The organism is Trabulsiella odontotermitis, assembly GCF_001188485.1.
Classification (GTDB): domain Bacteria; phylum Pseudomonadota; class Gammaproteobacteria; order Enterobacterales; family Enterobacteriaceae; genus Trabulsiella; species Trabulsiella odontotermitis_A.
The window spans coordinates 44,445-58,663 of record NZ_JNGH01000116.1 but is presented as its reverse complement, the minus strand read 5'-3'; the positions used below and the strand labels follow the sequence as shown (position 1 = coordinate 58,663).

Annotated in this window: 12 protein-coding genes, 2 tRNA genes and 3 pseudogenes; 10 read left to right on the top strand and 7 right to left on the bottom strand. The window is 55.0% G+C overall.

What is annotated here, in order from left to right; all coding sequences use genetic code 11:
- Positions 1 to 132: 132 nt before the first annotated feature.
- Both pykF and ynhH read right to left on the bottom strand, forming a co-directional pair.
- Positions 133 to 1,545 (bottom strand): pyruvate kinase PykF, encoded by a 1,413-nt coding sequence (pykF, locus tag GM30_RS20065; RefSeq protein ID WP_049850037.1) that lies wholly within the window; start codon positions 1,543 to 1,545, stop codon positions 133 to 135.
- A 7-nt stretch (positions 1,546 to 1,552) separates the two neighbouring features.
- The gene (gene ynhH / locus GM30_RS28060; protein WP_420802279.1) at positions 1,553 to 1,747 is read right to left on the bottom strand and encodes a protein YnhH; all 195 of its coding nucleotides are present in this window, start codon (positions 1,745 to 1,747) and stop codon (positions 1,553 to 1,555) included.
- 351 nt (positions 1,748 to 2,098) lie between these two features.
- Between ynhH and GM30_RS20060 the strand changes: the two are divergent.
- The 8 genes and pseudogenes from GM30_RS20060 to GM30_RS20010 all read left to right on the top strand — a co-directional run.
- Positions 2,099 to 2,848, top strand: a pseudogene (locus tag GM30_RS20060) (basic amino acid ABC transporter substrate-binding protein); the annotation flags it as partial.
- Positions 2,849 to 2,867: 19 nt separating this feature from the next.
- A complete protein-coding gene (locus GM30_RS20055; RefSeq protein WP_049850036.1) occupies positions 2,868 to 3,626 on the top strand; it encodes an amino acid ABC transporter permease in 759 nt (252 codons plus the stop codon).
- Positions 3,619 to 4,341 (top strand): amino acid ABC transporter ATP-binding protein, encoded by a 723-nt coding sequence (locus GM30_RS20050; RefSeq protein WP_049850130.1) that lies wholly within the window; start codon positions 3,619 to 3,621, stop codon positions 4,339 to 4,341. Before GM30_RS20055 ends, GM30_RS20050 begins: the two co-directional genes overlap by 8 nt.
- 251 nt (positions 4,342 to 4,592) lie before the next feature.
- Positions 4,593 to 4,904 (top strand): type 1 fimbrial protein, encoded by a 312-nt coding sequence (locus GM30_RS20045; protein ID WP_049850035.1) that lies wholly within the window; start codon positions 4,593 to 4,595, stop codon positions 4,902 to 4,904.
- Between the two features lie 945 nt (positions 4,905 to 5,849).
- Positions 5,850 to 6,230, top strand: a complete 381-nt coding sequence (locus GM30_RS27435; protein WP_049850031.1) for an ATP-binding protein — start codon at positions 5,850 to 5,852, stop codon at positions 6,228 to 6,230.
- Complete coding sequence (locus GM30_RS20020) at positions 6,223 to 6,801, top strand: response regulator transcription factor (RefSeq protein WP_049850030.1); 579 nt, start codon at positions 6,223 to 6,225, stop codon at positions 6,799 to 6,801. Before GM30_RS27435 ends, GM30_RS20020 begins: the two co-directional genes overlap by 8 nt.
- 89 nt (positions 6,802 to 6,890) lie before the next feature.
- Positions 6,891 to 7,364, top strand: coding sequence for a GlcG/HbpS family heme-binding protein (locus GM30_RS20015; RefSeq protein ID WP_049850029.1), 474 nt, complete (start codon positions 6,891 to 6,893; stop codon positions 7,362 to 7,364).
- Between the two features lie 126 nt (positions 7,365 to 7,490).
- Positions 7,491 to 9,460: pseudogene (locus GM30_RS20010) on the top strand (alkyl/aryl-sulfatase).
- Positions 9,461 to 9,508: 48 nt separating this feature from the next.
- Here GM30_RS20010 and GM30_RS26375 read toward each other — a convergent pair.
- Positions 9,509 to 9,649: a hypothetical protein gene (locus GM30_RS26375; RefSeq protein WP_124965958.1), complete on the bottom strand. Its 141-nt coding sequence runs from the start codon at positions 9,647 to 9,649 to the stop codon at positions 9,509 to 9,511.
- A gap of 117 nt (positions 9,650 to 9,766) precedes the next feature.
- Between GM30_RS26375 and GM30_RS20005 the strand changes: the two genes are divergently transcribed.
- On the top strand, positions 9,767 to 10,570 hold the full coding sequence (locus tag GM30_RS20005; protein WP_049850028.1) for an MBL fold metallo-hydrolase: 804 nt from the start codon (positions 9,767 to 9,769) through the stop codon (positions 10,568 to 10,570).
- A gap of 30 nt (positions 10,571 to 10,600) precedes the next feature.
- Here GM30_RS20005 and GM30_RS20000 read toward each other — a convergent pair.
- The 3 genes from GM30_RS20000 to mdtK all read right to left on the bottom strand — a co-directional run bounded on the left by GM30_RS20000 (position 10,601) and on the right by mdtK (position 12,270).
- Positions 10,601 to 10,677 (bottom strand) — tRNA-Val (locus GM30_RS20000).
- A 4-nt stretch (positions 10,678 to 10,681) separates the two neighbouring features.
- A tRNA-Val gene (locus GM30_RS19995) sits at positions 10,682 to 10,758 on the bottom strand.
- A gap of 138 nt (positions 10,759 to 10,896) precedes the next feature.
- Positions 10,897 to 12,270, bottom strand: a complete 1,374-nt coding sequence (gene mdtK, locus GM30_RS19990; RefSeq protein ID WP_049850027.1) for an MdtK family multidrug efflux MATE transporter — start codon at positions 12,268 to 12,270, stop codon at positions 10,897 to 10,899.
- Positions 12,271 to 12,502: 232 nt separating this feature from the next.
- On the opposite strand from mdtK, the pseudogene ribE reads away from it, so the two are divergent.
- A pseudogene (gene ribE / locus GM30_RS19985) lies at positions 12,503 to 13,031 on the top strand (riboflavin synthase).
- Positions 13,032 to 13,060: 29 nt separating this feature from the next.
- Here ribE and cfa read toward each other — a convergent pair.
- Complete coding sequence (cfa, locus tag GM30_RS19980; protein ID WP_049850026.1) at positions 13,061 to 14,209, bottom strand: cyclopropane fatty acyl phospholipid synthase; 1,149 nt, start codon at positions 14,207 to 14,209, stop codon at positions 13,061 to 13,063.
- Positions 14,210 to 14,219 lie beyond the last annotated feature (10 nt).

The window sequence follows — 14,219 nt, the reverse complement described above, 5'->3', positions numbered from 1 at the left end:
GGATTCGTCTTAGATAATCTTATCTTAAATAGTAAAATCCGATTTGATTTTTTATTGAATCTGGCTATCGAAGGGAATAAAAAAAGCGCTCCGGGGAGCGCTTATTAAACAAATTAATACGTCTGTGAATTATTACAGTACGTGCACAGAGGCGGTATTCGTCGTTCCGCTCGGTACCAGTGCACCGGAAACCATTACGACAACGTCGCCTTTCTGTGCCAGACCGCTCTGCAGCGCCACTTCTTTGCCCAGACGGTAGAAATCATCCGTAGAGGAGATTTCTTTCACCAGCTGTGCGGTAACGCCTTTGCTCAGCACCAGCTGGCGGGCCGTCACTTCATTGGTGGTCAGCGCGAGGATGGTCGCATCCGGGAAGTATTTACGTACTGCACGCGCGGATTTACCGCCCTGGGTGGCCACCACGATCAGCGGTGCTTCCAGTTTCTCAGCCGTTTCAACGGCACCACGGCACACCGCTTCAGTGATGCGCAGTTTACGGCTGTCGTTGTTGAAGTCGAGGCGGCTGGTCATCACACGGTCGGTACGTTCGCAGATGGTCGCCATGATAGACACGGCTTCCAGCGGGTATTTGCCTTTCGCGGATTCACCAGACAGCATCACGGCATCGGTGCCGTCGAGGATGGCGTTCGCCACGTCACCAGCTTCTGCGCGGGTCGGACGCGGGTTTTTGATCATTGAATCCAGCATCTGGGTGGCGGTGATCACCACTTTACGTGCGCGGATACATTTTTCGATCATCATCTTCTGCGCGAAAATCACTTCTTCAACCGGGATTTCAACGCCCAGGTCGCCACGCGCCACCATGATGCCGTCAGACGCTTCGAGGATTTCGTCGAAGTTGTTCAGGCCTTCCTGGTTTTCAATTTTGGAGATGATCTGAATGTTCTCGCCGCCGTGGGCTTTCAGGTGCTCACGAATTTCGACTACGTCAGAACGCTTACGGATAAAAGAAGCTGCAACAAAGTCAACGCCTTGCTCGCAACCAAAAATCAGATCCTGCTTATCTTTTTCAGCCAGCGCCGGCAGGGCAATAGAGACGCCCGGCAGGTTAACGCCTTTGTTCTCGCCGAGATCGCCGTTGTTCAGTACTTTACAGACGACTTTGTTGCCGTCGATAGCGGTCACTTCCATGCCGATCAGGCCATCGTCAACCAGTACGGTGTTGCCGACTTTCAGATCGCTGGTGAGACCTTCGTAGGTCACGGCCACGATGTCGCTGTTACCCACCACAGAACGGTCGGTGGTGAAAGTGAAGGTCTGGCCGGCTTTCAGAGAAACGTCATTACCGCCTTCCAGTTTAATGGTGCGGATTTCCGGACCTTTGGTGTCCAGCAGAATCGCCGCTTTTTTACCGGTTTTGCTCATCACGTTGCGCAGGTTCTGGATGCGCTGACCGTGTTCAGCATAGTCACCGTGAGAGAAGTTCAGACGCATAACGTTCATGCCTGCGTCCAGCATTTTGGTCAACATCTCTTCGGATTCGGTTTTCGGACCGATGGTGCAAACAATTTTGGTCTTTTTCATGACAGTCTTAGTCTTTAAGTTGAGAAGAATGGGGAAATCTCGCTCTCCGGGCGTGTTGCCAGGGAGACAAACCTGTATTACGAAAGTTGTAATGCCACGCAGTAAGGATAGGTGACATCAAAAAAGCGTGCTGAGGAAAGTGTGCTTGTGTTTCAGCCCAATGCTGGAGGTGTTTTTGTAGTTGTTGAAATAGGCAGTCCAAGTTGCTGAAACCTTTCAATCAAGAAACGGCGGGCATTATACGATGTTACGAAGCAAAAGAAAAATGAAAACGCCGTTTCAAAACCTTTTCCTGCCTCATAACAAATAAAAAACGTTTCGTTTGTGCAACTGCAACAGAATAGCGGCAGATCGTGCTGTAAGCGGAGATTAAGGCTCTGGCTACCCCACGAAGAAATGAATAAGGCTATTTCTGCCACCGTTATGCAACAAAATCCGACGCGAAACGGCGTGGAAAGCCGCGGGCAGCGCGCGTTTTACAGCAATATTTATTGCATGAATGCGCGGATATATGTATTTTTATGCAAACAACATGCATAAAAAGGAGTGGGGTATGATAAGTAAGTGGATGAAAGCGTGCTGCCTGATGATCACTCTCGCCGGGAGTGCTTATGCCGCACAGGAAACCTATGTCGTCGGGGCGGGTGGCACCTATCGTCCTTTCGAGTTTGAAAATAACCAGAAACAGCTGGAAGGCTTTGATATCGATATCATTAAAGCCATCGCCAAAGCTGAAAATTTTAACGTTAAACTGATTAACACACCGTGGGAAGGCATTTTCGCAACGTTAGGATCTGGCGATCGTGACATCATCATTTCGGGTATCACCATTACTGACAAACGCAAGCAGATGGTGGATTTCTCCGCGCCGTATTTCCCGGCTGAACAGTCCATCGTGGTACCGGCAGATTCTAAAGTCACCTCCCTGGATTCACTGAAAACCGAAAAAGTCGGCGTGGTGAACTCCAGCACTGGCGACATCGTGGTCTCCGACGTGCTGGGTAAAAACAGCACCGCAATCAAGCGTTTCGACAACACCCCGTTAATGCTGCAGGAACTGTTTGAAGATGGCGTCAGCGCGGCAGTGGGCGACGTGGGCGTGGTCAAGTACTACATCAAACAGCATCCGGAAAAACAGTTCAAACTGGTACCGGACGCCAAATTTGAGCGTCAGTATTTTGGTATCGCGGTAGCGAAAGGGAACACCGCGCTGCAGGCGAAAATCAACGACGGTCTGAAGAAGATTGTCGCTGATGGCACCTACGCGAAAATCTATAAAACCTGGTTTGACGATANCCAGCCGCTTTTTACAGGGAAATTTTATGACGGGATTCCGTTGGGAAATCATCCAGGAATATGCACCGCTGTTTATGGAAGGCGCCTGGATGACCATCAAATGTACCATCATCTGCGTGATCCTCGGGACGCTGTGGGGGCTGACCCTCGGTCTCGGGCGAATGGCGAAAGCCGAGCACGGTCCGTGGAAGTATGTGCTGCGCTATCTGGTGCAGTTCCCGGTGCGCTTTTATGTCAGCGCCTTTCGCGGCACGCCGCTGTTCGTGCAGATCATGGTGGTTCACTTTGCGCTGGTGCCACTGTTTATCAACCCGCGTGATGGTCTGCTGGTCACCAGCGGCATCATGAGCGCCGATCTGGCGCGCGAGCTGCGTTCCAGCTATGGCGCCTTCCTGTCATGTATTGTGGCGATCACCCTTAACGCCGGCGCGTATGTTTCTGAAATTTTCCGCGCAGGTATCCAGTCGATCGACAAAGGGCAGATGGAAGCATCGCGGGCACTGGGCATGCCGTGGTGGAAAACCATGCGCAAAGTGATCCTGCCGCAGGCGTTTCGCCGCATTCTGCCGCCACTCGGCAACAACGCGATTGCTATCGTGAAAGATTCATCGCTCGCGTCGGCGATTGGCCTTGCCGATCTGGCCTACGCGGCGCGTACCGTTTCTGGCGCGTACGCCACCTACTGGGAACCCTACCTGACCATTTCGCTGGTTTACTGGGTGATTACGTTCCTGCTGGCGCAGCTGGTTAACCGTCTGGAAGTGAGGTTTGGCAAAAGTGATTAATATAAAGAATCTGCATAAACACTTTGGCGACGCCCACGTTCTGCGCGGGATCGACTGCGACATCAAACCGCAGGAAGTGGTCTGCATTATCGGTCCGTCGGGCTCCGGCAAAAGTACTTTCCTGCGCTGCATGAATGCGCTGGAATCGGTCACTGAAGGCGAAGTGATAGTGAACGGTTTTGCCGTGCACGACCGTAAAACCGATCTCAACAAAATGCGTGAAAGTGTCGGCATGGTTTTTCAGCGTTTCAACCTGTTCCCGCACATGACGGTACTGGAAAACCTGACTATGGCGCCGATGATGCTGCAGGGCATGACGCGCGAGGCGGCCATACAGCGCGCCGAAGCGCTGCTGCAGAAAGTCGGGCTGAGTGATAAACGCGACGCCTGGCCGTCCAGCCTCTCCGGCGGGCAGCAGCAGCGGGTGGCGATTGCCCGCGCGCTGGCGATGGAGCCGTCCATTATGCTGTTTGATGAACCGACCTCGGCGCTGGATCCTGAACTGGTTGGCGACGTGCTGGAAGTGATGAAAAACCTCGCCAACGACGGCATGACGATGGTGATTGTGACTCACGAAATGGGATTTGCCCGTGAAGTGGCCGACCGGGTGATTTTCATCGATAACGGCGTGATTCAGGAGCAGGGCACGCCTGAGCACATCTTTACGTCGCCGTCGAATCCGCGTACCGCCAGCTTCCTCAGTAAAGTGCTTTAACCGCATGGCCTCAACGGGTGGTGAAAATAGCATCCGTTGGGGCGCAAAAGCTGAGCAACCCCGTTGCCACCGCACAAAAACGGCGGTTGATCCTTCCTGTCTTCCCTCTTTTTGCGTAAAGTTTTAGTGCGTCGTAAGCATTGTCTTACATGGAAAGGCGCGACAGGGGCGGATTTCCCTGACACAGACAAGGGCTGTCACCGTGGTGAACGGGAGCCGCAGACGTTTCTCACAGGATGTGGGGTCACAGGATGAAAAAAGCACATTGGTTTGCTGCGGCGCTGGCCGCAATCTCTCTCTCTTCTGCCGTTTATGCGGCTGGCAACGGCCAGTCCGGCGTTATACATTTCCGTGGAAAAATCGTTGAAGGGGCATGCAGCGTGGCGCGCGACGGGGCCGTGCAGGCGACGTTTTCCTGTCTGCGTTCCGGCGTAAAACATGTCCGGGCCGTGGCGCTCAGTCAGGGGGATGTGACGCAATTACCGGAGGATATCGCCACGGTGCAGACGCTGCCGGTGAATCAACACCCGGAATTACAGCTGCTGGTGGTCTCCTATCGCTGAACGTTCCGCGCTTTGCTTGACGTCCGCAATCATGGGGAAGATCCCAAAATTTCATAAAGGGGCTGATATTGCGGATGATTACTGTAAGGTGTGAAACACATACAGGGAGGCGATGAATCAGGTGAAGCGCAATTAACCATCTTATCAATAACAGACCGCTTATCTGGCGGTGCGCAGTCGTCTGGCTGGTNNGGCGGCTCGACAGGGATTTCAGCACGCTGTTTTCCAGCATTAGCGCAGCACTGACGCAAAACGAGTCGGTGATCCCGCTGCTGAATGGCGGCGAATCCCTTAGCGAATTACAGAAGAAATTTCCGCAGATCCGCGCCCTGGAAACGACGCAGCAGCGCCCGTTAGACGCCGATCGTGTCGAGCCGGAGAGCCCGTTTCGCTACTGGCTGTACAACCCGTACCGGCAGATCCGGGTGATGATCGATCTTGAGCCGTATTTTCGCCCTGTACCACGCTTTACCCNTCCCGCAGCACTTTCAGCCGTTTACGCTTGAGGCCGATGCGCACCCGGCGTGGCTGCAGGTGCCTGTGCTGCCCTTTGTCGCGCTGTCGGTTTGCTGGGCGTTACTGGTGGCGGCTGGCGGGGCATTTGTGTGGCAGCGGCGGCAACAGCGCTATGCGGTACAGCGCGCCGACTATTATCAACATGCCCGGCTGAACACCCTCGGCGAGATCACCGCCGGGATTGTCCATGAGACAATGAGACCACCCAGCCGCTGACCGCCGTGCAGACGTGGATCCAGGGGGCGGAGCGGCAGCTAAAAAACCACAACGCCGATGCGGCACTGCAGGCGCTCAGTTCGGCGCGGGTGCAGACGCAACGCATTGGCGATTTGCTGACCCGTTTTCGCGCCCACGTGGTGCAGGAGCCGGTGGCGCTGAAAGCCACCGACCTGGCGCAAAGCTGGCAGCAGGTCGGGAACCTGCTTGAACATGAGCGCGCGGCAGAGCATNGCCCGCACGGTGCTGGCTGACAAACTGTGGCTGGAGCAGGTGTTGCATAATTTGCTCAGCAACGCCATTCAGGCGCAGCAGGAACGACAGAACGGCTGGGTGCATATTCACAGCCACGCCGTCGGAGAGACGGTGGAGGTGGTGATCACCGACGGTGGGCCAGGTTTCACACCGGATGCGCTACAGCACGCCCTGATGCCGTTCTACAGCGGCCGCGACGGGGGCATTGGCCTCGGCATGACGCTGATTGAATCACTGATACTGCGCATGAATGGCAGTATCACTTTACATAACGCTCCTGCAGGTGGGGCGGAGATCTGTCTGACCTTTGTAAACGGGAGAACGGCACGCCATGGCTAACCGCATTTACCTGATCGATGACGATGAATCCATTCGCGAGTCGTTAACCTTTCTCTTTTCAACCCTCAACTGGCCGGTGACGTCATTTCCTGGTATTGANCTCACCGGCTGTCTGTTGCTCGACATGCGAATGCCGGGGAAAGGGGGCTTACGCTGGCTTGAGGAGGGCGCCTGGCCGTGGCCGCTACTGCCGGTGGTGATGATGACCGGGCATGGCACCATTGACGCCTGTCGGCGCGCGTTTCATCACGGCGTGTTTGAGTTTTTCACCAAGCCGCTGGATGCCGATCGGTTGATTGAAACCGTGCAGATTGCCTTTGCAGAAAGCGAAAAACGGGCGGCGGTCTGGCAGGAATTTATCCGCGTCAAAACGCTGTTCAGCACCCTGTCGGCGCGGGAAACCGAGGTCCTGAACGAGCTAATGGCCGGACTCAGCAACAAAGAGGTGGCGCAGCGGCTGAACCTGTCGCCGCGCACAGTGGAAGCGCACCGGGCGGCGATTTTCAGCAAGCTCGGCGTGACCAGCCTGGTTCAGGCCATTCGCGAGCACGACAAACTGCAGTACGTATAACTACCAGGGTGGCTGCGTAATGCACCGAATAACGTTTTGTTACGCCTCCGGTTAGCATCTGGAGGTCAACAACGAAACGAGGACGTGCGATGAAAAAGTTACTGGTGTTAACGGCGCTGCTGGCCGCAACGGGTATGGCGCAGGCGGCCACACTGACGCAGAAAAACCTCTCTTTGGCGCAGGCGAATCAGCTCGCCAGCGCGGCGGTTCAGGCCTGCGTGGCGAAAAACTACCAGGTCAGCGTGACCGTGGTCGATCGTGGCGGGGTGATAAAAGCGGTGCAGCGCACCGATAACGCCGGTCCGCATACGGTTAAAGCCAGCGAAATGAAAGCGTTCACCGCGCTCAGCACTAAAAATGCTTCCGGAAAAGTGATGGAAGCGGCACAAAATAACGCGGGTGCGCAGAACATGCGTGACGTCCCGGGCTTCCTGTTGCTGGCGGGCGGTCTGCCGCTAAAATCGGGCGATGAGGTGATTGGCGCCATTGGTATCGGCGGCGCACCGGGTGGCAATCTGGACGAAGCCTGCGCACAGCAAGCGATCGACAACGTCAAACTGTAATTTCGTGCACAGGCGCCCCAGCCCGGGCTCCTGTGCTATATAATATATCCTTTAGTAAAATTGGCGGGATATTCATTCGGAATCAATACTTGGATAGCGCAATAATGCTAACCCGATGAGGTAAGAATGAAATTAAATAACATCGTCAGCGCTTTTCTGTTCGCTGGGTTATTCACCAGTATTTCCTTTCCTTTACTCGCGCAAACGGAACCGAAAGACGCGACCTCTGCAACCAAAACGGCAAATGATGCGTTACTCAATCAGTTGCCTTTCAGCGATAACACCGATTTCACTAACGCCCACAAAGGCTTTATCGCCGCATTGCCGCCAGACGTGATTAACGATGCGCAGGGCAAACTGGTGTGGGACCCGCAAAAATACGCCTTCATTAAAGAGGGCGACAAAGCGCCGGACTCGGTTAACCCCAGCCTGTGGCGTCAGGCGCAGTTGATCAACATCAGCGGATTATTTGAAATTACTGACGGCGTTTACCAGATCCGCAATCTCGATCTTTCCAATATGACCATTATTGAGGGAAGCTCGGGCGTGACGGTGGTTGATCCGCTGGTCTCAGCGGAGACCGCGAAAGTTGGTATGGATCTCTATTTCAAACATCGCGGTAAAAAACCAGTGGTCGCGGTGATCTACACCCACAGCCATGTGGACCACTACGGCGGCGTGCGCGGCGTGGTGGATGAAGCGGATGTGAAAGCCGGGAAGGTGAAAATCTACGCCCCCGCCGGGTTTATGGAAGAGGCGGTGTCCGAGAACATTATGGCGGGCAACGTGATGAGCCGTCGCGCCAGCTATATGTACGGCAACCTGCTGAAACCGGACGTTAAAGGGCAGGTGGGCGCCGGGCTGGGCACGACAACCTCCGCAGGCACCGTGACCCTGATTGCACCGACCAACTACATCACCCGAACCGGGCAGAAAGAGACGATCGACGGTCTGACCTACGATTTCCTGATGGCACCAGGCTCTGAAGCGCCGTCGGAAATGCTCTGGTACGTTGAAGAGAAGAAGATGATCGAAGCGTCCGAGGATGTGACGCACACGCTGCATAACACCTATTCGCTGCGCGGGGCGAAGATCCGCGATCCGCTGGCCTGGTCGAAATACATCAACGACGCCGTGCAGCGCTGGGGTGACAAAGCCGAGATTATTATGGCGCAGCACCACTGGCCAACCTGGGGCAATGAAAACGTGGTCAGACTGATGAAGAGCCAGCGGGATCTCTACCGTTACATCAACGACCAGACGCTGCGCATGGCCAACCAGGGGCAGACGCGTGATGAAATCGCTTTACCCTGCCGCCGTCACTGGCGAAGACCTGGGCCAACCGCGGCTATTACGGCTCGGTGAGCCACGATGTGAAAGCCACATATGTGCTCTATCTCGGCTGGTTTGATGGCAACCCGGCGACGCTTGACGAACTGCCGCCGGTCGAGGCCGCGAAGAAATATGTCGACTACATGGGCGGCGCAGAGGCCATCCTGAAGAAGGCAAAAGAGGACTACACGCAGGGGAACTACCGCTGGGTGGCTCAGGTGGTGAGCAAAGTGGTGTTCGCGAACCCGGACAACAAAGAGGCGCGGGATCTGGAAGCCGATGCGCTGGAGCAACTGGGGTATCAGGCGGAATCCGGGCCGTGGCGTAACTTTTATCTGACCGGCGCGCAGGAATTGCGTAACGGCGTGCAGAAGCTGCCGACGCCAAACACCGCCAGCGCCGATACCGTACGGGCGATGTCGCCTGAAATGTTCTTTGACTTCCTTGCGGTGCACATCAACGGCGAGAAAGCCGCCGAGGCGAAAGCGGTCTTTAACGTCGATCTGGGCCACGACGGCGGAAAATATCTGCTGGAGCTGGAAAACGGCGTGCTGAACCATACCGCCAACGCCGAAGCGAAAAACGCCGATGCGACGATTACGCTGGATCGTGCGACGCTGAACAAAATTATCCTTAAGGAAGAGACGCTGAAGCAAGCGGAGGATAAAGGCGACGTGAAGGTGACGGGCGATGGCGCGAAGCTGGACGAGATGCTGGGTTATATGGACAAGTTCGAGTTCTGGTTTAATATCGTGACACCGTAACTGATAGTAAAAACAACAAACCGGCATTTCCGCCGGTTTGTTGTGTCATCAAATTTTGCAGGCATCGCCACAGTCGTCGTCGGCGATGATCTCCTGAGCTTTTTTATCGGCATCTTCCAGTCGTTCAGCGTTGCGTTCTTCTGCTTCGTCCAGCCCGCTAAATACCAGTTTATCGAGATCAATTTCCATCATTCACCCATTTCAGTTCAGAGTTGCGTTGCCTCAGTATAGGGCAAAACGACGGCTGGAGGTATTACCCGTCTGTGCTAGCGTTACAGTTAGCATCCGGTTTCTGAAGGAGTCATGATGATGATGTTGTGCAAAGCCTGCGGTACGTCCTACGACGACAGCGAGGGAAAAACAGACCACTGTAAGATTTGTGAAGAGGAGCGGCAGTACGTGCCCGTCAGCGGGCAGGCGTGGATAACGCCGGAGGCGCTGACCGCGTCGCACAGCAACAAATGGCAGCAGCATGAAGAGAACCTGCTGAGTATCAAAACGGTGCCGTCATTCGCCATTAATCAGCGGGCGTTTCTGCTACGCACGCCGCACGGCAACGTGCTGTGGGACTGCATTGCTAATCTCGATCCGGCAACGGAGTTACTGATCAGGGCGCTGGGCGGCATTCGTGCCATCGCCATTTCGCATCCCCATTACTACACCACCATGCAGGACTGGGCGGAGACGTTCAACGCGCCCGTCTGGCTTCATAGCAGCGACCGGGAGTGGATTATGCGCGACAGCACGGCGATTCGCCTCTGGGAAGGCGACAGCATGGAGCTGATACCGTCCGTCCGCCTGTTGCGTCTCGGCGGGCACTTTGCCGGAGGGACGGTGCTGCACTGGGCGGAAGGTGGTGGCGTGATCCTCGCCGGAGATATTTTACAGGTGACGCCCGGCAGGGATGCGGTGTCGTTTATGTGGAGCTACCCGAATATGCTGCCGCTGCCTGCCGCGACGATCGACAACATTATGCAGCGTCTGACCGGCGTCAATTTTGAACGGCTGTACGGCGCGTTTGAAGGGCAGAACATGACGGAAAATGCGTATGACAGGGTGATGCGATCGGGGCAGAAATATATTGCGTGTCTGAAACAGGAACGATTGTGAAGCAGAAGAGGGGGCACCACAGAGAAACTATGGTGCGTCCGAGTGGACTCGAACCACCGACCCCCACCATGTCAAGGTGGTGCTCTAACCAACTGAGCTACGGACGCAGAATGGTGCGTTCAATTGGACTCGAACCAACGACCCCCACCATGTCAAGGTGGTGCTCTAACCAACTGAGCTATGAACGCACAACGGGGACGAATATTAGCGGCAGGGATGGGCGGTTGCAAGAAGAAAGTCGCACATTTCTTTCGCTTATCACGCGATTGCGGAACAATTGCGCAAAATGGAGAGAAAGCAACCGCCTGGCGGCGGCTGCTTCGCCATTACCGTGCGGCGCGGTGCAGGATCACGCTTGACGGCTGGTGCTGCAGGAAACGCATCCGCAGCATCATCATGACCGCCGCGGAGGTCAGGCCGATGATGAAGCCCCACCAGAATCCGGCTGGCCCCATGCGCGGCACCACCAGGTCGGTCAGGCCGAGAATATAGCCGCTCGGCAGCCCAAGCACCCAGTAAGCGGTAAAAGTGATAAAGAAAATCGAGCGGGTGTCTTTATAGCCACGCAGAATGCCGCTACCGATCACCTGAATGGAATCGGAAATCTGATACACCGCCGCCAGCATCATCAACTGGGACGCCAGCAGGATAACCGCGGGATTATCATTGTACAGCAGGGCGATCTGCTCGCGCAGGGAGACGGTGAAAATCGCCGTTAGCATCGCCATGCACACCCCGACGACAAGCCCCGTCCAGGCAGACACCTGCGCATCAATGGTCGAGCCCTGACCGAGGCGATAACCGACGCGAATCGTTACCGCCGCGGCGAGGGACATCGGCAACACGAACATCAGCGAACTGAAGTTCAGCGCGATCTGGTGCCCGGCGACGTCAACAATCCCCAGCGGCGAGACCAACAGCGCGACCACGGCAAACAGCGTCACTTCGAAAAACAGCGCCAGGGCAATCGGCAGCCCCAGTTGAATCAGGCGTTTAAGTACGACGCTGTCCGGTTTCGCGCTGCCTTCCACGAGGCGGATATCGCGCAGGGAACGGGCATTTTTCACAAAAGTCAGCATGCTGAAGAACATCACCCAGTAAACCGCCGCAGTGGCCACGCCACAGCCGACGCCACCCAATTCCGGCATGCCGAAATGACCGTAAATAAAGATGTAGTTGACCGGAATGTTGACCAGCAGACCGATAAAGCCCATCACCATGCCAGGTTTGGTTTTTGCCAGCCCTTCGCACTGGTTACGCGCCACCTGGAAAAACAAATAGCCCGGGGCACCCCACAGCAGGGCGCGCAAATAGCCAACGGCTTTGTCCGCCAGCGCCGGATCGATGTTATGCATGGTACGGATGATATGACCCGCGTTCCACAATACGACCATAATCAAAACAGAAACGCCACCCGCCAGCCAGAAACCCTGACGCACCTGGTGTGCGATGCGATCGCGGCGACCAGAACCGTTGAGCTGCGCGATCACCGGCGTCAGTGCCAGCAGTAGCCCGTGGCCGAACAGGATCGCCGGCAACCAGATTGAGGTACCGATGGCGACGGCGGCCATATCGGTGGCGCTGTATCCACCGGCCATCACGGTGTCAACAAACCCCATCGCGGTCTGGGCGATCTGCGCAAGGATCACCGGTATTGCCAGTGCTAATAACTGACGCGCTTCACTAACATACTTCTGCACGTGAACACCTATATATTGTTGTTATTTGAGGGACGAAAAAAGCCGCCGTAACTGGCAGCAAGAAGAAATACGGGGGAAATTGTCAGTCTATTGTAGCGAGGAATCGCTATTAAGCCAGTCAAAATATAGCAGGGAGTGCTCCGAAGGTGGCAACCTGTTTTTTCAACTGTTATTGTTCGTGTTATACCGCGCTGAATGTTAAGCGCCACGATGGAATACAGGAGTTGACGGCATGTTTACTGGTATTGTGCAGGGCACGGCGAAAGTTGTGTCTATTGATGAAAAACCGAATTTTCGCACCCACGTTGTTGAAATGCCTGAGCATATGCTTGAGGGGCTCGAAACCGGGGCATCAGTCGCGCACAACGGCTGCTGCCTGACTGTTACCGACANNCGATGAGATTGGCGGGCATTTGATGTCTGGCCATATTATGACCACCGCCGACATCACTAAAATCCTCACCTCGGAAAATAACCGGCAGATCTGGTTTAAGCCGCAGGATCCGGCGTTGATGAAATATATCCTCTACAAAGGATTTATTGGCGTTGATGGCATCAGCCTGACAGTGGGCGAAGTCACCGCGACGCGTTTTTGCGTACATTTAATTCCCGAAACGCTGCAACGCACCACGCTTGGCAAGAAAAAGCTCGGTGCGCAGGTGAATATCGAAATCGACCCGCAGACGCAGGCGGTGGTGGATACCGTCGAACGTGTGCTGGCGGCAAAAGAGGCCGCGCTACAGATAGCGGCAGACGAATAAAAAAATCCCCGGCACGCCGGGGATTTTTATTAGCGGGCGACGCGAAGTCCGTGATCGACACCGCGTGAGAAAACCACCTGCCAGAGGTGAATATCACGGGCCCGAAACGCACCGGCGCAGGCATTCAGATAATAACTGAACATCCGTTTAAAACGCTCGGAGTAGTTATCTGCAATTTCTGGCCAGCTGGCAAGGAAACGTTCATACCAGGCCATTAGCGTGGTGTCGTAGTCGGCGCCAAAGTTGTGCCAGTCTTCCATAATAAAATGCGGTTCGCTGGCATCGGCAATCTGGCGGACGGACGGCAGGCAGCCGTTCGGGAAGATGTATTTGTCGATCCACGGGTCAACGTTGTGATCCGTTTTCTTCGAACCGATGGTGTGTAGCAGGAAAATACCGTCAGGTTTCAAATTGCGGTCGGCCACGTCAAAATAGGTGTTGTAATTTTTCGGACCCACATGCTCGAACATACCGACGGAAACGATGCGGTCAAATTGATCGTTCAGGTCGCGATAATCCTGAAGACGAATATCGACGTCCAGCCCTTCGCAGCGCTGTTGCGCCATTTTCTGCTGTTCTGCTGAAATGGTCACGCCCACGACGCTGACGCCGTAATTTTTCGCCATATAATAAGCCAGACCACCCCAGCCGCAGCCGATATCCAGCACGCGCATTCCCGGTTTAAGCTGTAGTTTACGGCAGATCAGATCCAGCTTGCCCAGTTGCGCTTCTTCCAGCGTGGTGGCGTCTTTCCAGTAGGCGCAGGAGTATTGCATCATTGGATCGAGCATCCGGCTGAACAGATCGTTGCCGAGATCATAATGTTCTTTGCCGACAATCCAGGCTCTTTTTTTACTTTGCAGGTTAAACAGACGGGCGCTGGCGATTCGCAGCGTATCTTTGAAATGGTGGGGGAGTTGGTTTTCCAGCCCGGCGCGCAACACCTTCTGGAAGAAAATATCCAGACGCTCGCAATCCCACCAGCCATCCATATAACTCTCGCCTAACCCAAGCGAGCCTTCCTGCAGTACGCGCTTAAAGAAGAGCGGATTTTTGACCTGCACATCTGAAGGGGCAGATCCGTTAATTTCGATGCCTGCCCGACTCAATAGCTCACTGGCTATGCGATACCACTCATCATTGGGCACGCTTACTTCTTCTATACACGATGAACTCATAGCTTCTCCA